Annotated in this window: 13 protein-coding genes; 6 read left to right on the top strand and 7 right to left on the bottom strand. The window is 74.3% G+C overall.

Annotated features, from left to right (window positions below; translation table 11 throughout):
• Window positions 1–53 precede the first annotated feature (53 nt).
• On the bottom strand, window positions 54–1556 hold the full coding sequence (locus tag C1A33_RS01970; protein ID WP_243407080.1) for an MFS transporter: 1503 nt from the start codon (window positions 1554–1556) through the stop codon (window positions 54–56).
• Window positions 1557–1817: 261 nt separating this feature from the next.
• On the opposite strand from C1A33_RS01970, the gene C1A33_RS01965 reads away from it, so the two are divergent.
• The 3 genes from C1A33_RS01965 to C1A33_RS01955 all read left to right on the top strand — a co-directional run bounded on the left by C1A33_RS01965 (window position 1818) and on the right by C1A33_RS01955 (window position 5361).
• Window positions 1818–2492, top strand: a complete 675-nt coding sequence (locus C1A33_RS01965; RefSeq protein ID WP_243407079.1) for a TetR/AcrR family transcriptional regulator — start codon at window positions 1818–1820, stop codon at window positions 2490–2492.
• A gap of 389 nt (window positions 2493–2881) precedes the next feature.
• The gene (locus C1A33_RS01960) at window positions 2882–3955 is read left to right on the top strand and encodes a phenazine antibiotic biosynthesis protein (protein ID WP_341477164.1); all 1074 of its coding nucleotides are present in this window, start codon (window positions 2882–2884) and stop codon (window positions 3953–3955) included.
• Entirely contained in the window at window positions 3955–5361 is a 1407-nt protein-coding gene (locus tag C1A33_RS01955; RefSeq protein WP_101829809.1) for an aldehyde dehydrogenase family protein, read from the top strand. Before C1A33_RS01960 ends, C1A33_RS01955 begins: the two co-directional genes overlap by 1 nt.
• Before the next feature lie 69 nt (window positions 5362–5430).
• On the opposite strand, the gene aceB is transcribed toward C1A33_RS01955, so the two are convergent.
• Together aceB and aceA are read right to left on the bottom strand one after the other, a co-directional pair.
• Window positions 5431–7074 carry a malate synthase A gene (gene aceB / locus C1A33_RS01950; RefSeq protein ID WP_101829808.1) on the bottom strand — a complete coding sequence of 548 codons (1644 nt, stop codon included), beginning with the start codon at window positions 7072–7074 and terminating at the stop codon, window positions 5431–5433.
• A gap of 1 nt (window position 7075) precedes the next feature.
• The gene (gene aceA / locus C1A33_RS01945) at window positions 7076–8416 is read right to left on the bottom strand and encodes an isocitrate lyase (protein WP_101829807.1); all 1341 of its coding nucleotides are present in this window, start codon (window positions 8414–8416) and stop codon (window positions 7076–7078) included.
• Window positions 8417–8606: 190 nt separating this feature from the next.
• Here aceA and C1A33_RS01940 point away from each other — a divergent pair, with 190 nt between their 5' ends.
• Entirely contained in the window at window positions 8607–10148 is a 1542-nt protein-coding gene (locus C1A33_RS01940; protein ID WP_101829806.1) for a short-chain fatty acyl-CoA regulator family protein, read from the top strand.
• On the opposite strand, the gene C1A33_RS01935 is transcribed toward C1A33_RS01940, so the two are convergent.
• A complete protein-coding gene (locus C1A33_RS01935; protein ID WP_101829805.1) occupies window positions 10124–12079 on the bottom strand; it encodes an NAD-binding protein in 1956 nt (651 codons plus the stop codon). The two genes, C1A33_RS01940 and C1A33_RS01935, sit on opposite strands and share 25 nt — an antisense overlap.
• Window positions 12080–12602: 523 nt before the next feature.
• On the opposite strand from C1A33_RS01935, the gene C1A33_RS01930 reads away from it, so the two are divergent.
• Window positions 12603–15446, top strand: a complete 2844-nt coding sequence (locus C1A33_RS01930; protein WP_101829812.1) for a tetratricopeptide repeat protein — start codon at window positions 12603–12605, stop codon at window positions 15444–15446.
• Here C1A33_RS01930 and C1A33_RS01925 read toward each other — a convergent pair.
• A complete protein-coding gene (locus C1A33_RS01925; protein ID WP_133150541.1) occupies window positions 15421–16659 on the bottom strand; it encodes a UbiA family prenyltransferase in 1239 nt (412 codons plus the stop codon). The genes C1A33_RS01930 and C1A33_RS01925 overlap by 26 nt on opposite strands.
• Window positions 16660–17378: 719 nt before the next feature.
• Here C1A33_RS01925 and C1A33_RS37295 point away from each other — a divergent pair.
• The gene (locus C1A33_RS37295) at window positions 17379–19337 is read left to right on the top strand and encodes a TIR domain-containing protein (RefSeq protein ID WP_133150540.1); all 1959 of its coding nucleotides are present in this window, start codon (window positions 17379–17381) and stop codon (window positions 19335–19337) included.
• Between the two features lie 49 nt (window positions 19338–19386).
• Here the strand turns inward: C1A33_RS37295 and C1A33_RS01915 are convergent, their stop codons facing one another.
• Window positions 19387–21645, bottom strand: coding sequence for an acetyl/propionyl/methylcrotonyl-CoA carboxylase subunit alpha (locus C1A33_RS01915; protein WP_101829811.1), 2259 nt, complete (start codon window positions 21643–21645; stop codon window positions 19387–19389).
• A 286-nt stretch (window positions 21646–21931) separates the two neighbouring features.
• Window positions 21932–22381 (bottom strand): RNA-guided endonuclease InsQ/TnpB family protein (locus C1A33_RS01910; protein ID WP_133150539.1); only part of this gene is annotated, 450 nt, incomplete at its 5' end.

Genomic DNA, 22381 nt, shown 5'->3' with positions numbered 1-22381 from the left:
GACCACGCCCTCGCCGGGAGGGTTGCCCCAGCGGCGTCTGGTGAGCACGGCCGTCAGACGTGGACGACCCCGGACCCGGCGTTCTCCCCGGGACGGATCAGCAGCGCGAGCAGCAGCGCGACAGCGGACAGCGCGGCGCCGATCACCATCGAGACGTGCAGTCCGCTCATGAACGCGGCGTGGCTGCCGGACTCGACGGCGGCGCGCAGCGCGTCGGACGCCCCGGGCACCGGCGGTACCAGGCCCTGCCCGACGGCCTCCTTGGCCTGGGTGAGCCGCTCGGCCTGCGCCGCCGGGACGCCGGCGGCGACCAGCCGGTCGCCCAGCACCGAGCCGACCCGGCTGGCCAGCACCGAGCCGAGGATGGCGGTGCCGAGGACGCCGCCGAGCTGGGTGGCCGTCGACTGCAGGCCGCCGGCGACGCCGGAGTCGGCCACCGGCGCGTTGCCGACGATCGCGTCGGAGGCGGCCGTCACGGTGAGTCCGACCCCGACGCCGATCGCGACGAACGCCGGCCAGAGCAGGTGGTAGGACGAGTCGGGCTCCAGCTGGGTGAGCAGCACGAAGGCCCCGACGAGCAGGGTCATGCCGGCCGCGATCGGCACCCGCGGGCCGAAGCGGGCGTTGAGGGCGGCACCGAGCGGGCTGCTGACCATGAACACCGCGGACAGCGGCAGGGTGCGCACCCCGGCCTGCACCGCGGAGTAGCCGTGCACGTTCTGCAGGTACAGCGTGAGGAAGAACAGCACGCCGAACAGCGCGAGGAACGTCAGGACGACGATGAGCGTGCTCAGGCTGAGCGAGCGGTTGCGGAACAGCCGCATGGGCACCAGCGGCGCGCGCACCCGGGACTCGATCAGCACGAACGCCACGAGCAGGACGGCGGCGGCGACGAGGAACCCGATCGTCCGTCCGGAGTCCCAGCCCCAGCTCTGCGCCTTGATCATGCCGAAGACGAGGGCGAACAGGCCGCCGGCGAGGGTCAGCAGGCCGGGGACGTCCAGATGGTGCGGCCCCGACTCGTCCCGGCTCTCGGCGAGGACCAGCAGGCCGACGACGAGCGCGACCGCCCCGACCGGGATGTTGATAATGAAGACGGACTCCCAGCTCACATGCTCGACGAGAAGGCCGCCGATGATCGGCCCGGCCGCGATGGAGATCGCCGAGGCACCGCCCCACACGCCGATGGCCATGTTGAGCTTCTCCGGCGGGAAGGCCGAACGCAGGATGGCCAGCGTGTTCGGCATCAGCAGCGCGCCGGCCACCCCCTGCAGGGCGCGGAAGACGATCACGCCCGTGATGGAGCCGACCAGGCCGACCCCGAGCGAGGTCAGGGCGAAGCCGACGACCCCGATCAGGAAGATCCGCCGCCGGCCGAACCGGTCGCCGAGCTTGCCGGCGGGGATGAGCAGTACCGCCAGGGCCAGCAGGTAGGAGTTGGTCACCCACTGCAGGTCCGACAGGGAAGCGTGCAGGTCCTCGGCGATGCGCGGGTTGGCGATCGACACGACGGTCGCGTCGAGGCCGACCATGATCACGCCGAGCGCGACGCTCACCAGGGTCAACCACGGATGACCTCGACGGCCCGCCGCCCCGCCCGGCGGCGTCGTCCCGGCCTCGCGGGAGGCGTGACGCGACCTCCCCGGGTGGTCCTCGTGGCGCGGCGCGTGTTCCGCGCCCGTTGCTGTGGACATGAGCCGATGTCCCTTCAGGTCGTCCGGGCTTCCTCCACCACTCTCCGACATAGGTGCCATTTTGTCAGCTCTGCCAAACCGACAGAGATGACAATCACCTGGGCGGAGCGATATGATCGAAGGGTGGGTGATCCGGCGGAACACGGCGCTGCCACGGACGCGCCGACCGGCCAGGCGATGGGGACGAACCCCGGCGAGCTGTCCCGGGCGGAGCGCCGGCGGGCGCGGATCCGCGCCAGCATCGCGGACGCGGCGCTGCAGCTGTTCATGTCCCGCGGCTACGACGCGACGACGGTCGAGGATGTGGCGGCCGCGGTCGACATGAGCCCGCGCACCGTGTTTCGCTACTTCCCGTTCAAGGAGGACATGCTCCGCGAGGCCGTCCACTTCGAGCTGGCCGTGCTCGTGGAAGCCATGCGCGCGCGACCCGCCGAGGAGCATCCCGCCGACGCCCTCGGCCGGGCGATGGTCGACATGTGGCGCAACCTCGACAACGACCCGGAGGTCGTCCGCTCGCTGCTGCTCCTGATCACCGAACTCCCCCGCGTCCGCGGTGTGCTCGTCGAGGCGTCCCGCACCAGCGAGCGCGCCCTGGCCGAGGTGCTCGCGACCCGCCTCGGCCGCGCCCCGACGGACCTCTCGACCCGCGTCGCCACCGCCTGCGCGCTCGCGGCGATCAACGTGGTGGTCGACGCGTGGGCGTCGATGCCCCCCGGCTCCGATCTCGTCCCGCTCGTCGACGAGGCGATGGCCGCCCTGCGTGCCGGCCCGCTGCGGGTGTGCTCCGCCGGCGCGTGAGCGGCGCCCCGGCGCCCGGCGCCGGCGATCACTGCGGTTGACACGCCCGCCGCCGCGACCTGCACTCGTAGGAGAGCTCGAGCTGTGGGTGGCCGCCGGCCGCGGTGCGTCGCGGTCCCGCCCCGCGCGACCCGCGGGCAGAACCGGTGCGACCACTCCCGCGATGGCCGGGTGAGAGCCGCCCGCCATGGCTCGCGCCGGCCGCGGGAGGCGGCACGTCGATGGGCACACGACAGGCAGATTCCACCCGAACGACCGACCCGGCGCGGACCTCGGCCGGCAGGGGGCGCGCGACGCGTTCGTCTACCAGGGCGGCGCCGGCCCGGACGGGGCGCGGCGCCGCGCGTGCGCCGGGGAACGAGGCCGCCCTGGCCGGCCCGCTGGACCAGGTGCCCGCGGAGTCGGACCTGATCGAGGCGGCGATGCGCTGGCACTTCGACCCGCGCACCGGCTCGCCGTTCTGGCTGGAGCTGGCACCGAGCCTCGGCTTCGACCCGCGTGAGGACATCCACATCGTCGACGACCTCGCCCGCTTCCCCAACGTCGTCGACCGGCTGCGCGACATCCCGGCCGCGGCGCTGATCCCCCGTGGCTACGCCCTGGAGCATCCGCCGGACGGCGCCGCGGCCGTGTTCGGGGTGTTCGACTCCGGCGGCACCACCGGACCGCCCAAGCACATGCTGCTGATGACCGACTGGCTGGAACGCATGCTCGCCCGCAACGAGCGGGAGTCGGCCGAACGCGGCTACCCGGTGGCGGCCGACTGGCTGGCGGTGGCGCCAAGTGGGCCGCACATGTTCGGCACGTTCATCCGCGAACTCGCCCACCGGCAGGGCCGGCTGGCGTACACGATCGACCTCGACCCACGCTGGGTGAAGAAGTGCCTCGCCGCCGGTCGCCGCGAGCTCGCCGACGAGTACGCCGACCACCTGGTCGCGCAGGCCCGCACCGTGCTGGAGTCGCAGGACATCGGCGTGCTGGTGACCACGCCGCCGCTACTGGAGCGGATGGTGCGCGACGAGCGGCTGCGCCGGATCATCGACGAGCGGATCGGCATGGTCGAGTGGAGCGGCGCGCACCTGGATCCGGACACCCGCGCCCTGCTGCGCACCGAGGTGCTCCCGCGCCCCCGGCTGTTCGGGCGGTACGGCTCCACCATGATCCTGTCTGGCGCGCCGGAGAGGATCGGCCTGTCCCCGGACGACCCGTGCGTGTTCGACCCGTTCTCTCCGTATGTCACGTTCCGGGTGGTCGACCCGGAGACCGGCGAGCGTGTGCCCTACGGCAGCCGCGGCCGGGTGGTGATGAACCACGTGAGCCGCTCGGCGTTCCTGCCGAACAACCTCGAACGCGACGAGGCGACCCGGATCGAGCCGCCGCCCGGCCAGGTCGGCGACTCGGTCGCCGACGTCAGCCCGGTCGCCGTGTTCGGCGACGCCGAGGTCATCGAGGGGGTCTACTGATGGCCACGGGGAGCCCACGGCCGGGGCCCCGCGGCGAGGCCGGACTGATCGCGGTGGACGCGCTGGGCCCGGGCGGTCCCTACCACTCCCGGACCCGGCTGACCATCACCGATCTCGGCGGGACGGCGGTCGCCGAGCTGAGCCTGGTCCCGTCGCTGTACGTGCACCGGGCCATCGGCGCACTGCGTGCCGCCGAGCCGCTGCCCGCGGCCGAGCGGCTCGCCGCGCTCGCCCGTGCCGGCGAGATGTTCGCGACCGAACCGGTCGGCGGCCTGGCGGTCGACGACTATGAACGCGCCGTGTGCCGGATCTCCGGCATGCCGATCTCGGTCGTCCGCCACGCCACCCGGACCACCCGCCGGGCGCTGGTCGACGCCGGCCGCGACGCACGCCAAGCCCTGCCCACCGGCAGCGTCGCCGACTGGCACGACCCGGCGACCGTCGGCGGACGGGCGGTGTGGACGCGGCGCGGCGAGGTCTTCGGCGTGCACGCCGCGGGCAACCATCCCGGCGTGCACGCCCTGTGGCCGCAGGCGCTGGCGCTGGGCTACCGGGTGGCCGTGCGGCCATCGCGCCGCGAGCCGCTCACCCCGTTCCGGCTGGTCAGCGCGCTGCGGGCGGCCGGGTTCGCCGACGACCAGGTGGTGCTGCTCCCCACCGACCACACCGTGGCCGACGAGATCATCAAGGCGGCGGACCTGTCGCTCGTCTACGGCGGCGACGACGTCGTGCGCAAGTACGGCGACGACCCCACCGTGCTCGTCCAGGGCCCCGGCCGCTCGAAGATCCTGCTCGCCGGCGAGGACTGGCACCACCATCTGGACACCCTCGTCGACTCCATCGGCGACGAGGGCGGAACGGCCTGCGTCAACGCGACGGCCGTGCTCACCGACACCGACCCGACCGGCCTCGCCGACGTGCTGGCCGAGCGGCTCGGCGCGATCCCGAGCCTGCCACCCGAGGACGACCGCGCGGTGCTGCCCTGCCAGCCATCCGATCAGGCCGCGCGCCTCGAGCGCTACCTGCTCGACCACGCCGCCGGCACCACCCCCCACCTGGGCGGCGACGGCATCACCGATCCCGTGCCCGGCGGCGGCGCGGCGCTGCGCCCGGCGGTGTTCGAGGTGGACCGCCCCGACGCCACACAGACCGGCATCGAGCTGGGCTTCCCCTGCGTCTGGGTCGCCCCCTGGTCCCCCGCCGACGGCACCGGACCGCTGCGCGACTCCCTCGTCCTCACCGCCCTGACCCACGACGAGGCGCTGGTGGACCGCCTGGTCGACGACCCGACCATCCGCAACGTCTACGTCGGCGACCACCCCACCTACTGGATGCGCTCCGACACCCCCCACGACGGCTACCTCGGCGAGTTCCTCATGCGCACCAAGACAGTCCTGCGCGGCTGAGCGCGCCGTCCGGAACCGCGCCAGGGGGCTCGGTGTGGCACGGCAGCGGGGTGCCACACCGAGCCCTGTTCAGGTGGCCGCGAGCGCCTGCGGAGCCCTGGTCAGATGCTCCGCATACGCGATCGTCGTGAGGAACTCGGGGAGCTCCTCGGCCAGTGCCGTCGCGACGAACACCTCGCGGGCCTCGTCGAGACGGTTCGGGGTGTCGCCGCGCTCGGCGCGCACGGCGGCGAACTCCTCGGCGAGCAGCCCTTCGACGAGCTCCCGGGTGATCGGGCGGCCGTCGTCCAGCGGAGTTGCGTGGCGCAGCCACTGCCAGACCTGGCAGCGGGCGATCTCGGCGGTGGCGGCGTCCTCCATCAGGTTGAAGATCGCCACCGCGCCGGTGCCGCGCAGCCACTCGTCGATGTAGCGCAACGCCACCGTGATGTTGTTGCGCAGCCCCGCCTCGGTGACGACCGCGCCGGCCGACGCGATGTCGAGCAGGTCCGACGCGGCCACCGACACGTCCGACCGGGTCACGCCGAGCTGGTTCGGCGCCGTGCCGAGACGGGCGTCGAACGCCGCCTCACACACCGGCACCAGCCCGGGATGTGCCACCCAGGAGCCGTCGAAGCCGTCGCCGGCCTCACGTTCCTTGTCCGCTCGGACCTGGTCGAACGCGCGGGCGTTGACTCCTGGGTCCCGGCTGGGGATGAACGCCGCCATCCCACCGATCGCGTAGGCGCCACGGCGGTGGCAGGTCGACACCAGCAGGCCGGTGTAGGCGCGCATGAACGGCACCGTCATCGTCACCCGGGCCCGGTCGGGCAGCACGTACCGCCCGTCCAGGACGCCGAGCGTCTTGATGATGCTGAACACGTAGTCCCAGCGGCCGGCGTTGAGGCCGGCGCAGTGCTCGCGCAGCTCGTAGAGGATCTCCTCCATCTCGAAGGCGGCGGGGATCGTCTCGATGAGCACGGTGGCGCGCACCGTGCCGGTCGGGATGCCGAGGCGATCCTGCGCGAACACGAACACGTCGTTCCACAGCCGGGCCTCGAGATGGCCCTCCAGCTTCGGCAGGTAGAAGTACGGGCCGGAGCCCGCGTCGATCTGCAGCCGGGCGCAGTGGAAGACGTACAGACCGAAGTCCACCAGCGCCGCGGGGATCGGCCGGCCGTCGACGAGCAGGTGTGCCTCGTCGAGGTGCCAGCCGCGCGGCCGGACGACGATCGTCGCCGGGTTCGGGCCGACGGCGTACCGCTTGCCGGCGTCGGTGGTGAACTCGAGCCGGCCGCGGATGGCGTCGAGCAGGTTGAGCTGGCCGGCGATCACGTTGAACCAGGTCGGTGAGGTGGCGTCCTCGAAGTCGGCGAGCCACACCCGGGCGCCCGAGTTCAGCGCGTTGACCGTCATCTTCCGTTCCGTCGGCCCGGTGATCTCCACCCGCCGGTCGACGAGCCCCGGCGCGCCCTCGCTGCCCGCGACCCGCCAGGACGGGTCCGCGCGCACCCACCGCGTCTCGGGGAGGAAGTCGAGGGTGGTGGCACCGGAGGCGAGCCGGGCACGGCGCTCCCGCCGGGCGGCGAGCAGGTCGGCCCGCCGCCCGGCGAAGGCGCCATCCAGCGCGATGAGGAAGTCCAGCGCCTCGGGGGTGAGGATCTCGCGGAACCGTTCGCCCGGGGCATCGGGGTCGCCGAGGACCTCGATGCGTCCGCCGCGTGGCGCCGGCATGTCAGTGCCCCCCGCCGGCGGCGGCGAACTGCGCCTCCTCGGTGGAGCCGCGCAGCGCGGTGGTGTCGCTCGCCGGGTTGATGGCGGTGCTGACCAGGTCGAAGAAGCCGGTGCCGACCTCGCGCTGGTGGCGGGTGGCGGTGTAGCCGTCGGCCTCGCTGGCGAACTCGCGCTCCTGAAGGTCGACGTAGGCGGTCATGCCCTCGCGGGCGTAGCCGTGCGCCAGGGTGAACATCGAGTGGTTCAGCGCGTGGAAGCCGGCCAGGGTGATGAACTGGAACTGGTAGCCCATGTGGCCGAGCTCGCGCTGGAACTTGGCGATGGTGGCGTCGTCGAGGTGCGCGCGCCAGTTGAACGACGGCGAGCAGTTGTAGGAGAGCATCTGGTCCGGGTACTGCGCCTTGATCGCCTCGGCGAACTGGCGGGCGACCTCGAGGTCCGGGGTGGACGTCTCCATCCACAGCAGGTCGGCGTAGGGGGCGTAGGCGAGGCCGCGGGCGATGCACGGGTCGACGCCGGCGCTGACCCGGTAGAAGCCCTCGGCGGTGCGGTCACCGGTGACGAACTGGCGGTCACGCTCGTCGATGTCGCTGGTGATCAGGGTGGCGGCCTGGGCGTCGGTGCGGGCGACGATCAGCGACGGCACGTTCGCGACATCCGCGGCGAGCCGGGCGGCGTTGAGGGTGCGGATGTGCTGCCCGGTCGGGATGAGCACCTTTCCGCCGAGGTGGCCGCACTTCTTCTCGGAGGACAGCTGGTCCTCCCAGTGCACGCCGGCGGCCCCGGCGGCGATCATCGCCGTCATCAGCTCGTAGGCGTTGAGGACACCACCGAAGCCGGCCTCGGCGTCGGCCACGATCGGCACCAGCCAGTCGGGGGCGTCGGCGACACCCTCGGTGAAGGTGATCTGGTCGGCGCGCAGCAGCGCGTTGTTGATCCTGCGCACCACCGCCGGGACCGAGTTGGCCGGGTAGAGGCTCTGGTCCGGGTATGTCTGACCGGCGAGGTTCGCGTCGGCGGCGACCTGCCAGCCGGACAGGTAGATGGCCTTGAGCCCGGCCTTGACCTGCTGGACGGCCTGGTTGCCGGTCAGCGCGCCGAGGGCGTTGATGTACTCGGTCTCGTGCAGCAGCTTCCAGAGCTTCTCGGCGCCGAGGCGGGCCAGGGTGTGCTCCTCGACCACGCTGCCACGCAGACGGATGACGTCCTCGGCGCTGTAGGTCCGCTCGATGCCCTGCCACCGCGGGTCGGCGGCCCACTGGGCGGCCAGCTCCCCGGCCGCCTTCGTGATCGCCGGGTTCGTCGCCGCCGTCGCCGCCGCCGTCGCTGCCGTCTCGGCCATGTCGCCTCCACTGCTCCGGGCCCCGCCAATCGGCCAGGACCACCCACCACTCCGAAGCTGACACAGTGATTCCCCGTGGTCGAGCGGCCCAACGAGCCAAGTCTTGCAAATCTTCCACGCCGGGTCTGCGAATCCTGCGAATGGCACGTTCGCACCGAAGCGACTACCCTGCCCTCCAGGAAGGAGTCGGATGCAGAAAACGTTTGTCGGGACCCGGCTGCGGGAACTACGCGAGGAACGGGCCATGAGCCAGGTGGAGCTGGCCCGTCTGCTCGGCATCTCTCCCAGCTATCTGAACCAGATCGAGCACAACTCGCGACCGCTCACCGTCCCCGTCCTGTTACGCATCACCGAGGCGTTCGGCGTCGACGCCGGTTTCTTCGCCGCGCACGACGTCACCCGGCTCATCGCCGAGGTGCGTGAGGTGCTCTCCGACGGCACGATCGGCCTGAAGGTGCCGGACGCCGACGCCGCCCAGCTCGCCGAGCAGCTCCCGCAGACCGCCCACGCGCTGATCGCGCTGCATCGCCGCTACCGGCAGGCCAACGAGCGCCTCGCCGCGCTCACCGGCGAGCGCGGGCCGGAGCCGGTCGGGCCCGCCGCGCCCGCGCCGATGCCGGACGAGGAGGTCCGAGACTTCTTCTACCAGCGGCAGAACTACGTCGCCGAGCTCGACGAGGCCGCCGAGCGGCTCGCCACCAAGATCGGCCTGACCCCGAGCCGGATGCCGGCCGTGCTCGTCGACCGGCTCGCCTACCACGGCGTACGGGTTCACATCCGGGAGCCGGAGGTGGGCCAGGCCGCGCCGGCCCGCGGCGGCGACGCGCGAGGCGAGGGCCGCGAGGCCGGTGGCCGCGAGGCTGGTGGCCGCGACGCCGGCCGCGAGGCTGGTGGCCGCGAGGCCAGCCTCGACATCGACGAGCTGCACCGCTTCGACCCCGACACCCAGGTGCTGACCCTGTCGAGTCACCTTCGCCCAGGTCAGCGGGTGTTCCGCATGGCGTTGCAGCTGGCCTTCACCGAGTTCGACGAGCTGGTCACCCGGCTCGCCGACGACGGCATGCTGAGCGGGCCGCCGGCGCGGACCCTCACCCGGATCGGGCTGGCGAACTACTTCGCCGCCGCCCTGATCCTCCCCTACAACGTGTTCCACGCCACAGCGGAACGATTCCGGTATGACGTCGAACGGCTGTCCGAGCACTTCGGCATGGGATTCGAGACGATCTGCCACCGGCTGAGCACCCTGCAGCGCCCGCGGGCCCGGGGCGTCCCGTTCTCGTTCATCCGGGTCGACCGCGCGGGTAACATGTCAAAACGGCAGTCCGCCACCGGATTCCATTTCTCCCGGGCCGGCGGAACCTGTCCGCTGTGGAATGTCTACGAGGCGCTCGCCGCCCCCGGCAGGATTCACACCCAGATTGCCACCATGCCGGACGGGCGTAGTTACTTCTGGATAGCGCGCACCGTCAGCCGCGGCTATGGCCGATATGGCCGCCCGGGCAAGACGTTCGCCATCGCGCTGGGCTGCGAACTACGCCATGCGAGCCGCCTGGTGTATTCGACCGGCCTGAACCTCGACGATCCGGCGGCCGCGGTGCCGATCGGCATCGGCTGCAAGGTGTGCGAGCGGGTCGGCTGCGCGCAGCGGGCCTTCCCGCAGATCGGCCGCGTCCTCGCCCTCGACGAGAACCGCGGCACCTTCGCCCCCTACCCGGCCGACGTCCACGCCTGACCGGGCATCGCGACACGCTGGTTGCGCCGCACCATGTCGACGATGCCGGTGACCGGGCCGACCACGAGCAGCTCGTCACCGGGGTCGAGCCGGGTGTGCCGGCCGGGTCGGTAGTCCGGCTCCCCCGCCGCGCCCGTCACCGCGAGGACCCGGGTACCGGTGGACAGCTCCCACAGTGTCGGGCCGACGAGCCCGCCGCCGGCGCGTACCGTCATCCGGGCGACGAGGAACGGGGTGCGCTCCACGTAGAAGGTGCTCAGCACGTCGTGGCCCAGCGCGGCGCCGACGAAGTACGGCGTGGCGAGCGCTGAGGCGCTGCGCGCGGTGTGGATGCCGAAGCGGCGTTCCACCTCATCGGCCAGGGTGACGTCGACGACGCGCAGCACCACCCGCAGATCACCGCGGGTGCCGCGCGAGCCGCCGGCGGCGCGCAGGTCGCCGTGCGCCTCGCGGGCGGACAGGACCGTCTCCAGGTTCGCCACCCCGTCGCTGGTGAGCGCGGCGATCGTGGTCGCGTGGGCGAGGCCGGCCTCCAGCAGCGTCGAGCGGACCGTCGCGTCGCCGAGGATGACCGGCACCCCCTGCTCGCGGGCGACCGGCAGGAAGCGGTTGTTCTCGTCGCGCTCGATCACGACGACCTGGCGACCGGCGCGCAGCAGGCCGTTCATCGTCGCGACGCCGACCGAGCCCAGACCGCACAGGATCACGTGGTCGCGGACCGCCCCCGCCCGCCCGCGGCCCATCGCCCGTTCCAACCGCCGACTGATGATGACGTTCGTGATGAACGCGTACACGACGGCGATGGACAACGCGCCGAACAGCATCAGCCCGATGCCGAACACCTGCAGCCACTCGTCGGCGGCGCCGAAGTTGAAGTCGCCGTAGCCCACCGTCACCATCGTCTCGACGGTGAGGTAAAGCGCGTCGAGGGGGCCGAAGCCGGGCGGGGCGGCCCTGTTGTGGTCCGCGTAGGTGAGCGACAGCACGACCGTGCTGACCGTCATGATCGTGAGTACGGCGAGGAGAGCCAGCCGGAACGGGCGGTCGAGCTCGCCGCGGATGATCGCGGTGAACTCACGGATCCGGGCCGCCGTCCCCCGTCCGCGCCGTGCGGCTCCGGGTGCCTGCGCGTCGCCGTCGCCCAGCGCGGCGAACAGGCGGGCGTCGTGCAGGCCGGAGACGGCCATGCCGCGCTCGTCGAACTCGGCGAGGCGGCCCAGGACGGTCAGCCGGTCGCCGGGACGCAGGGGGGTGTCGCGCGGCGGGCAGACCTCGGCGTCGCGGGCGCCGGCCCGGCGCAGCGAGATCGGGGTGAGATCGCCATAGCGGGCGCGGAAGGCGCCGCCTCCAGTGATCTCCTCCTCGATCGCGGCGAAGACCTCGGCGTCGGCCCGGTCGTCCATGGTGAAGGCGTGCGTGACGTCGGAACGCACGCACGCCTCGACGAAGCTCGGCCCGGCGAGCTCGGCCAGGTTCAGCACCCGCGCCTGGTCGAGCGCGTCGGCGATCTGGTCGCCGAGCTGGGCGTTGCTGACGCTGACGACGAGCCGCACCGCCGGGGCGACGTCGGCGGCGATCAGCGCCGTCTGCAGGTTCGCGAGGTCCGCGTCGTGGCAGATCGCCACCGCGAGCGCCGTCGCGATGCCCGCCTCCCGCAGCACCTCGGCGACGTGCGGGCTCTCGAGCAACACCCGCACCCCGGCCCGCTCCAGCCGGCGGCGCGCGGCGGCGGTCAGCCGGTCGTCCACCCCGACAACCGCCACCCCGGAGTCCTGCAGCTGCTCGGCGAGCCGCACACCGAGACCACCGAGCCCGGCCACGATCACATGCCCGGCCAGCACGGCCAGCACGGACGGCACGGACGGCACGGACGGCGACGGATCGGCGACGGGTGGGCGCCCGGCCTCAGGACCGGGGGCGACCGCCGTCATCCGCGTCCCTCCCACCGGCATCGAGCCCCAGGGCCGCACCGAGGTCCCGACGTCCCGCGCGGTCCCGCCGGGCCTGGAGCGATGCGGCAACGCGGGAGCGGACAGTCTCTCATGTCCACGCCGGCTCCCAGGGCCGGCGTCGGCCGCCTGCGCCACACCACACCACGCCACGGCGCGACCTGGAATGGCACCATGCCGCGAGCCGACAAATACCCAACCGATCTGACCGTTCGCGCGTTACCTGACCGAAACAGAGCCATGATGGTGACGCTCCGGCGACCGGGCAATGGGCGTCCGGCCGCGGCGGCAATACTGACCAGTGTCGGCCGGTTCCCGCCACCCGCCGCCCACGGAGGGTGCGGGGACGGCCGCCAGCCCTCTCCCAGCAGGTCGAGGGCGTGGCGCAGGACACATCGGCCATGTCCGATGGGCGACCCGGCTGTTCGGCGTCAGCACGGCGCGGCAAGATTGGGCGGCAGGAATGCGTTCCGCACACGTTCTCCGCGATGCCCGAGGTATGCGCGTGTCTGACGAGATTGACCTGGACGCCATCATGTCCTGCCGGGACTTCGGTCGTGCCCTGACCGGAGTACGGGAACGCGCGAGGCTCAGCGTCCGCGCCGTCGCCCGGGCGGTGAACCAGCCCTCGAGCACCGTCGGCGGCTACTTCAGCGGGACGCACCTGCCCGGCCTGCAACCGCCCGACCTCGTCCGCGACATGGTCCGGGTCTGCGGCGTCACCGACCAGCGGGAACTGGACCGCTGGGAGCGGACGTGGCTGCGGGTGCGCCGCAACCGGCGGGCGGGCGAGCACGGCCCGCGGCCCGGCGCCGCCACCCCCACCGATCCACCGTCGGCCCCCATCAGCCCCACCGCGCGCCGCCCCGCGTTCGGCCAGGCCGCATCAGACCGGGCCGCATCAGACCGGGCCGCATCAGACCGGGCCGCCTCGGATCACGCGGCGCCCGACCCGGGGCACGGCGACCTCGGCGCAGCCCTCACGATCACGCCACCGGAGCGACGCCTGGACCGACTGCCCGCGATCCACGGCCGCGCCGACATCCTCGACGTCCTGGCCGCGCATCTCCCATCCCCCATCGCCACTCCCGACGGCGCCAACCCAGACGGCGCCACTCCCGACAGCGCCACTCCCGACAGCGCCGTTTCCCACGGCACCGCCCGCCACGGCACCGCACCGGACGTCCGCGACGGATCGAGCGGCCCGGTGCACGTGGTGCACGGGATGGGGGGAGTCGGCAAGAGCACCATCGCCCTGGAGCTGGCGGTGCGGGCGCGGCGGGCCGGCGTGCGGACCTGGTGGATCAGCGCCGCCCGGCCGGGCGCGGTCCTCGCGGGCATGACCGCGCTCGCCGTCGAGCTCGGCGCGAGCCTCGACCAGCGCTCCCGAGGCAGCCTGCCGGATCTGGTGTGGCGTCTGCTCGTCGACCTCGACCACCCCTGGCTGATGATCCTCGACAATGCCGACGACCTCGCCGACCTCGCCCCGACCGGCGGCGACGTCCTCGACGGCACCGGCTGGCTGCGCCCGGTCCCCGGCGGCCGCGGGCTGGTCGTCGTGACGACGCGCGACGGGACGGCCTGGTCGACGGGCGCCGGCGACCATCAGTCGCCGCCGTGGGTGCGCTGCCACCGGCTGCGCCCGCTGGAGCCGTCCGACGCGGGCCAGGTGCTGATCGATCTGGCCGGCCCCGGCGCGGGCGCCCGCGCGAGCGCCGAGGATCTCGCCCGGCGCCTCGGCGGGCTGCCGCTGGCGCTCGCGCTCGCCGGGCGATATCTCGTCCAGACGCGGCGGCTGCCGGCGCCGTTCGCCGCCGAGGTGCCGCGCACCTTCACGGACTACCTCCGCGCGCTGCGCGTCACCGGGCCGACGTCCGTCCTGCCGGACTTCGATGGCATGGCCGCACCCGGCGACCCCGGCACGGCCGGCACGGCGGCACCGGAGGCGGGAGCGGGAGCGGGAGCGGGAGCCTGGACGGGCGAGCGCCCGACCGACGCGGCCGACCGGGACCGCGAGCGGGCGCTCGTCGGGCCGACCTGGGAGCTGTCGCTGACGCTGCTGGCGGCCCAGGGCCGCCCGCGGGCCCGGCCGCTGCTCACCCTGCTGGCCTGCCTCGGTGCCGACCCGATCCCGATCGAGCTGCTCGATCCCGCGGTTCTCGCCAGCTCACCGCTGCTGCCGGGCCTGCGCGCGACCGAGCTGTGGAGCCTGCTGGGCGTCCTGGCCGGCCACGGCCTGCTCGACCACATCATCACGCCCGCCGATGACGAGCCGGTGCACCTGCTCTGGCTGCACCCGCTCGTCCGGGACAGCCTCGGCCGGGCCGCGCAGCTGTCCGGGCAGGTCGAGGACTATCTGGAGACCGTCACCGCGCTGCTCGTGCGGGCCATCCGCGAACCCGACCCGCGCGACCCGCGGGCCTGGCCGCGGTGGTCGCGGCTGCGCGGGCACGCCGACGCGGGCCTGGCGATGCTGCGCGCCCGGCGGCGGTGGGGACTCGCGACGCTCACCGAGTCGCGGCTGCCACCGGATCTGCTGGTCCCCGCGACGGTCGCCGCGCGCCACCTGCGCGCCACCGGACGTCTCGCCGAGGCCGCGGCGGCCTACGAGGCGGTGCTGGCCGAGGGGCGCCGACTGTTCGACGGCGACCACGCCGACATACTCAGCATCGCCCACGACCTGTGCCGGGTCCGCGCCGCGCAGGGGCGCCCGGCCGAGGCGGAGGCGGGCCTTCGGGTCGTGCTGGACGACCGGCTGCGGCTGCTCGGCCAGGAGCACCCGGACACCCTGACGACCCTGCACTACCTGGGCCGCGCGCTGCACGAGACGGGTCGCCACGACGAGGCGCTGGAACTGTTCACCCGGACGCTCGACCTGCGCGAGCGGATCCTCGGGCGGGGCCACCGCGACACCCTCACCACGCGCAACAACATCGGCAACGTGCTCGCCGCGCAGGGCCAGTGGGTCGAGGCGGACGAGACCCTGCGGTCGGTGTGGCGGGAGCGCACCGCCCTGCTCGGTCCCGAGCATCCCGCGACCCTGGTGACCCGCCAGCACCTGGCCCGCCTCGACCACGCGCGCGGCGCGCACGACCGGGCCTCGGACACCGCCGCCGGGCTGGTGGCGTCGTGCCGACAGGTACTCGGTCCGGACCATCCGCGCACGCTCGCGGCGATCGGCCTGCTCGGCGAGATCGAGGGCCGGCGCGGCCGGCTCGAACCGCTGCGTGACGGCCTGACCGACGCGCACCGCCGCAGCGAACGCGTCCTGGGACCCGGCCACGCCACGACCAGGACGCTGCGCCGGCTCGCCGAGTCCCGCGTCACCGATCCCGGGCCGGCGTCCTGACGGGTCGCCGGCCGCGGCGCACGGCCGAGGCCAGCAGCGCCACCGCCCACCCGGCGGCCACCGGCAGCGGGATCCAGGGCGGCGGCCCGTCTGGTTGGGCGAGGATCCAGGCGATACCTGCCAGCTGACAGGCGAGCAGGTTCAGCAGGGCGAAGCCGCGTCCGTACCGCCGCGCCGGCCGGAACGGGTCGAGCCCGGGGGCACCGGCCCGCAGCAGGCGGACCAGACCGACGGTGCCGGCCAGGCTCACCGCGACCGCGCCGAGCGCCGCGGCCACCCGCACGACCGCGCCCGCACCGTCGGGCGCGCCGACCGCCCCGGCGGCACCGGCACCGCCCGCGGCGCCGACCTCACCGGCGACCCCGAGTCCACCGGCGATCCCCAGACCACTGGTGACGCCGAGACCACTCGTGACGCCGAGGCCGCCGGCGGTGGCGACCGCCCCGACCTGTATGGCGACCACGATCGCGACGTACCGCGGCGGGAGGACGAACCCCCGCGGCCGGCGCAGCCGGACGCCGGTCGCGAGCGCCGTGCCACGCCGGCCGGTGACCCGGTCGGTGGGCAGGTCGGGCAGGCTGACGATCGTGCAGCCGGCGACCACCGCGGCGAGGCCGAAGCAGGCGCCGAGCGCGAGCGCACCGCCACCCACCTCGCCACCGGCCGCGAGCACCCCGAGCGGCGGCCCGCCGCCGACCGCCACCAGGGTGAGCATCCCTCGCAGCGGCACCGGCAGCCGGCGCGCCGGGCCCCGTGTGGCGGCGAGCATCGCACGCGACCCGATCAGCACGACGAAACCCAGCCTGGCGGCGAGGACCGGCGCGGCGAGCAGGCCGCCCACCGCGACGGCGAGGCCGGCCGCCACCGCCGCGCCCAGCACGCCGCCCGACCCGATCCGACCGCGCACGAGCGGGCTGCCGCGACGGGCCGGGTTGATCCGGTCGGCGCCGAGGCCGGCGACGGCGTCCAGCAGCCGGCCATGGACGGACACCAGCGCACCGGCGAGGACCAGGACGAGCACCGTGGCGACCCGCGGCCCGGGCACGGCCAGCGCGCCCACGGCGAGCGGCACCCCGTCGGCAAGCGCGGTCCCTGGCCTGGCGAGCACCCACAGGTGGGCGAGACGGCGGACGGCGAACCGAGCCCGGGTCGGCGGACGGCTCCGCGGCCTCGTCCGAACATCCTGCGCTCCGTGCGCGGCACGGGTGCTCATCCGACCTCACGATCACGTCTGGCATCCGGCGAAGCGCTGCGTTCACGACCGATCGCAGCCTGTTGAGAAAAACTCATTCTGGTGCCCGAGAAAAGCGCGACCCGTATCGCCGGACAACGTCGTACGCACGGCTCCCGGTATTCGCGGGACCACCGGCCGTATCGAGATGCGGACATCAACCACACAAATCCGACAGACAGGTGGACGCAATGGCGCGTCGAGCCGTGGCCGGTGAGCGAAGGGAGAGTCGGCGGCGGGCACGGCGATGGGCCGGGAATGTCCCACCGACCCGCCCGCGGGATACCTGCCCCGGACCGTCGGAGCAGGCCTCCCCCCGACGGAAGGCCTGCTCCGACAGCGCCGGAGGCGACCGGGCCGGCAGGTCCAGCCCGCGCCCCCGACGCGGAAAGGACCACGCCACACCGGGCCACGGCCGCCGTCCGGCGACACTCAGACAACCGCACCCCGGATCGAACGCAAAGCCCCCCGGCGGCAGTCCGGACAACGTCGTACACACCCCGGTCCGGCCTCGGACGGGACCGCGTCCGGACCAGCCGGCCCCGTTTCTCCGACCTCCTTTCGGTCCGCTGGGACCAATACCCGACGGAGCCGCTGGCGAGGCGTTGTCGGGAGGTATTCTCGGGCCGCCGCGACGGCGCTTCACCCCGTGGCACCATCCCGCGTTTCGCACCCCTCACGTGTCGGGAGTCATGGCCGCGATGTCCCCTTGGCTGGACGAGGCACTGCACGACAAGCTGGACGCGGCCGCCGCGACGGCGCTGCGAGCCTGGTGCAGCCAGACCACCATCAGCTACAGCCTGGTCCGGCCGTTGACCGGTGGCCGCTCCGGCGCGCTGGTACTCGCCGTCCTCGAACAGGACCCGGTCGAGGGCGACCGGCAGCTCATCCTCAAGCTCGACCGCGCCGCCGGTGAGCCGGGCGAGCCGCGGCCCGGCGAGTTCGCCCACCAGCGCGACGCCGTCAGCGCCGCCCCCGAGTTCGCCGGGCGCCACCTCACCCGCCCCGTCCACCAGCCGATCTCGGTGGGTGACGGGCGGTGGTTCGTCTTCCAGCAGGTCGCCGCCGACAGTCTGCGCGAGCCCATCACCCTGCACACCCTGCTGGACGCGGTGCTGCACCCGCCCCGGGTGTCGCCGGGCGCGCCCGGCGGCCGGGCGCCCGGGCCGCGCTTCGCCGCGCGCGTGAACGCGGCGCCCGGGCTTCCTCCAGGGCAGGCCAGCGCCGTGGCGTTCGCGCAGGCCGGCGGGGCGGTCGTGCGCTCCGTCCTGGCCGACTGGGCGGGGCCGCCGCGGCTGGAGCGCCTCGCCGTCCCGGTGATCCTGCGCCGCCAGCTCGGCCACCGGCTGGCGCCCGGCGGCGCGCTGTGGCGCCTGGCCGCCGAGCATCCGGGGCCCACTATCGCCGTCGACGACGAGGAACACCTGCTACCGAACCCGTTCGCCCTGCTCCTCGACGGCGACGCCGGCGCCGGCGCCGGGATCCGGCTGCCCACGTTCGTCGGACGCGCCCACGGCGATCTGCACGTCGAGAACATCCTCATCCCGCGTACCCTGCGCGACGTCGGCGGTTCCTACCAGCTCATCGACCTCGCCCGCTACGCCGGCGACGCCGTGCTCACCCGCGACCCGACCCACCTGGTGCTGCACGTGCTCGCCCGCACCCTCGGCGACCTGTCCGCCCCCCAGCGCTCCGCCACCATCGATCTGCTGCTGCAGGCCGACGCCTACGACGACGCGCTGGTGCCGCGGTGGCTGTCGCTGTTCGTCGGCGAGGTCCGCTCGGCCGCCGAGGGCTGGGCCCGCGGGTCGGGCCTGGTCGACCAGTGGCGCGACCAGATGCCGTTGTCCCTGCTGGCCTGCGCCCTGATGTGCCTGGCCCGCCCCTCGACCCGCCCGGAGGACCGCGGCTGGTTCCTGCGTCTCGCCGCGAACGCGTCCGCGTACTTCCTCAGCCAGCACGCCCCCGCCGCCACCCAGGCGCACATCCCGAGCCAGTCGCCGGCCCCGGCCCCGGCTCCGGTTCCGGTTCCGGTTCCGGCTCCGGCTCCGGGCACGAACCCGGCTCCGGCTCGGACCACGGGCCCGGCTCCGGCTCCGGCCCTGGCCCCGTCCTCGGCCGAGGTCTCCACGAGAGTCCCCACCGCGGGCGCGGCGCGCACCCTCCGGGCGAGGACGCTCGGGTCCTCGCCCCCCGCGCCGGGCCCGCTCCCGGCCGAGGTCGGTTTCACCGACGCGGACGTGCTCATCTCGCATGTCGCCGCCGACCAGACGTGGGTGGACTGGATCACCTGGCATCTGGAGGCCGCCGGCTGGCAGGTCGACGCCCGCGACGAGGCCCCCCAGCTCACAGCCGCCCAGTCCACAGCCGCCCAGTCCACAGCCGCATGGTTGTCACCACCGCGCCAGCCGCGGCGGCGCACGCTCATCGTGCTCTCCCCCGCCTACCTCGCAGCCCTGCCCGCGGCCGACCGCGACGAGCCCGCCTGGTCGGCCCGCCCGGGATGCGCCGCGGTGCTGGTCCGGGTGGAGCCGTGTGAGCCGCCCGAGCGACTCGCCGGGATCGAGTCGGTGGACCTCGTCGGACTCGGAGAGCCCGACGCCCTCACGGCCCTCGCCGCCTGGGCCAGGCGGGCCGGGTCCGGCGACCCGGCCCCCTGACAGCGCGACCCACGGGCCCGCCCGGGCTCAGGCAGGCCGTCGCGGGCGGCTACGCGGAACCGGGGGGCGCGACGAGCGCGAGAACCTGGTCGAGGCCGACCTGGTCGCCCACGCGAACCCGGACCTCGGTGACGACGCCGGCGGCCGGCGCGGTGACCGGATGCTCCATCTTCATCGCCTCGACGACGAGCAGCGGCTGCCCGGCGGCGACGGTCGCTCCCGGCTCGGCGAGCAGGGCGATGACCGTCCCCGGCATCGGGCTGCGCGCCTCGCCGTCGACCGCGCCGCCCGCACCGCGAGCGGATCCCGGCAGCTCCTCGCCCAGCAGCCAGGCCCGGCCGTCCCGCCCCAGCCACAGCGGGGTCCCCGGCGCCGCCGCGCCACCGGCCCAGGCGAATGCCCAACGGGTGGTCGCCGCACCAACCGTGACCAGCAGTTCGTCGCCGGCGACCCGCACCGACGCGGCGACCGGCGGCCCGTCACCCATCCTCAGCCGCGCCGCGCCCGGCGTGCCGCGCGCCGCCACCCGCACCACCGCCGAGCCGCCGCCAGCCAGCCCGCCGTCAGCCGACCCACCGCCCGCCGGTCCAGCGCCAGCCGGGGCAGCGCCAGCCGGGCCACCTGCCGGCCCGCCCGAGGACGCCGGTCCGCCGGGGTGCGCGCGGCCCTGCGGGGACGCGTCCGCGGCTGTGGGGTCGGCCAGCCCAGCGGCACCGTCGGGGGCCGGGTCGCCGCCACCCGCGCCGGGCACCGCGACGTCCCAGGTCAGCCAGGCCGGTTCGCCCGGCCGCCAGCCGGACGGGACGTCCCACGGGTCGATCAGTGCTCCGGTGGGCTGCAGCGCGAGCAGGCGGGCCAGGGCATAGCCGAGGATCGCCTCGGAGGGCGCCTCGGCGGCGGTGAGCGCGGGCAGGTCGCGTTCGACCAGACCGGTGTCGAGACGCCCGGAGCGCACGTCGGGATGGGCGAGCAGCGACCGCAGGAAGCCGAGGTTCGACGGGACGCCGAGCAGGACGGTGCCGGCCAGGGCGGCGTCGAGCCGGGCGAGCGCGGACGCCCGGTCGGGGCCCCAGGCGACGATCTTCGCGAGCATCGGGTCGTAGGCGGTGCCGACGGTGTCGCCGGTCGTGATGCCGGCGTCGACGCGCAGCGCGGGGCCGACGGGCTCGCGGAACGCGAGCACCTCACCGCCGGTCGGCAGGAAACCGCGGCCCGGGTCCTCGGCGTAGACGCGGGCCTCGACGGCGTGGCCGGTGAGGTGGACGTCGGCCTGGCCGAAGCGCAACGGCTCACCGGCGGCGACGCGGACCTGCTCGGCGACCAGGTCCACCCCGGTGACGAGCTCGGTGACGGCGTGCTCCACCTGCAGGCGGGTGTTCATCTCCATGAAGTAGAACTCGTCGGGCGCGTCGGCGGACATGATGAACTCCACCGTCCCGGCGCCGACGTAGCCGACGGCGGAGGCGACCGCGACGGCGGCCGTGCCGAGCCGCTCCCGGGTGCGGGTGTCGAGCAGCGGCGACGGCGCCTCCTCGACGATCTTCTGGTGGCGCCGCTGCAGGCTGCACTCCCGCTCGCCGAGATGCAGCACGGTGCCGTGCTCGTCGGCGAGCACCTGCACCTCGACGTGGCGGGGCCGCGGGATGAGCCGTTCGACGTAGAGGGTGTCGTCGCCGAAGGCGGCAGCCGACTCGCGCCGCGCCGAGGCGAGGGCGGCGGCCATCCGCTCCGGGTCGCGCACCACCCGCATGCCCTTGCCGCCGCCGCCCGCCGACGGCTTGACCAGCACCGGGTAGCCGAGCTGGCCGGCGGCCTCGGTGATCGCGGCGTCCGTCATGCCCGGCGCCGACCGGCCTGGCACCACCGCGACGCCGACCTCCGCAACGGTGCGCCGGGCGAGGATCTTGTCGCCCATGAGCTCGACGGCCGCCGCCGACGGCCCGATGAAACGCAGCCCCGCCGCCACGCAGGCCCGCACGAACGCCGCGTTCTCGGCGAGGAACCCATAGCCCGGATGCACCGCCTGCGCACCGGACAGCCGCGCCGCGTCGAGGACGGCGTCGATGTCGAGGTAGCTCTCCCGCGCCGGCGACGGCCCGAGACGCACCGCCATGTCCGCCTCGCGGACGTGCCGCGCGCCCGCGTCGGCGTCCGAGTAGACGGCGACCGACCGCAGCCCCAGCTCACGCAGGGTCCGAATGATCCGAACGGCGATCTCCCCCCGGTTCGCCACCAGGACGGACGAGAACCCGAGCCCGGCCGGGTCACCGTCGCCCCCGGCCCGAGAACCCGCGCCCTGGCGCTGCACCACCGAGGCGGCCGGGACGGCGGCGACCGGGACCGAGCCCTCCGGGACAGCGCCGCCTGGGACGGCGTCCTGCGGGGCCGTGGCGACCGGGGCCGGCTCGGCCGGGGCCCGTCCCAGCGCGTCCGCGGTCGGCGACGCCTGGCGCGCCACGCCGTTGCCCGACGTCTCCACGCCGCCGGCCGGCAGCGGGCCGCCGACCTCGATCCCACCCGCGCCGATGCCGCCGCCGATGCCGCCGACCGTCGGGGAGGCCGACCCCGAGCCGTTCACGCGTCCATCCTCCCCCTCATGGTCCCCATTGACCTCCTCCCCGGTCTGAAGGCCGGGCATTCTCTTCCTCGCGGAAGGGTTTTCCTGCTTCACTGACAGATGCCTCCCCGCTCCAGGAGCGGGATGGTCTCACTCCATCTCCACAGGCTGACACCGCGAGCCCCGCGGCCAGAATGTTCTTCGCCGCGTTCACATCCCGGTCGTGGACCGTGCCGCAACGGCAGGCCCACTCCCGGATGTTCAGCGGCAGCGATGCGACGAGCGCCCCGCAGGACGAGCAGGTCTTCGAGCTGGGATACCAGCGGTCGACCGCGATCACCTCGCGGCCGTACCAGCCGGCCTTGTACTCCAGCATGGTCCGCAGATCCCGCCAACCCGCATCCGAGATGGCACGGGCAAGACAATGGTTGCGGACCATGTTCCGAACAGTGAGATCCTCGACGACGATCGTTTGGTTCTCGCGAAC

It is taken from the genome of Frankia canadensis, assembly GCF_900197875.1.
GTDB classification, from domain to species: Bacteria; Actinomycetota; Actinomycetes; order Frankiales; family Frankiaceae; genus Frankia; species Frankia canadensis.
This window is presented reverse-complemented; position numbering and strand designations above follow the sequence as displayed.

Excerpts from the sequence above, each read along its gene's own strand:
- C1A33_RS01955 (WP_101829809.1), top strand. The coding sequence starts at position 3,955 with ATGGCCACGGGGAGCCCACGGCCGGGGCCCCGCGGCGAGGCCGGACTG.
- aceB (WP_101829808.1), bottom strand. The coding sequence starts at position 7,074 with ATGCCGGCGCCACGCGGCGGACGCATCGAGGTCCTCGGCGACCCCGAT.
- aceA (WP_101829807.1), bottom strand. The coding sequence starts at position 8,416 with ATGGCCGAGACGGCAGCGACGGCGGCGGCGACGGCGGCGACGAACCCG.
- C1A33_RS01940 (WP_101829806.1), top strand. The coding sequence starts at position 8,607 with ATGCAGAAAACGTTTGTCGGGACCCGGCTGCGGGAACTACGCGAGGAA.
- C1A33_RS01935 (WP_101829805.1), bottom strand. The coding sequence starts at position 12,079 with ATGACGGCGGTCGCCCCCGGTCCTGAGGCCGGGCGCCCACCCGTCGCC.
- C1A33_RS01925 (WP_133150541.1), bottom strand. The coding sequence starts at position 16,659 with ATGAGCACCCGTGCCGCGCACGGAGCGCAGGATGTTCGGACGAGGCCG.
- C1A33_RS37295 (WP_133150540.1), top strand. The coding sequence starts at position 17,379 with ATGTCCCCTTGGCTGGACGAGGCACTGCACGACAAGCTGGACGCGGCC.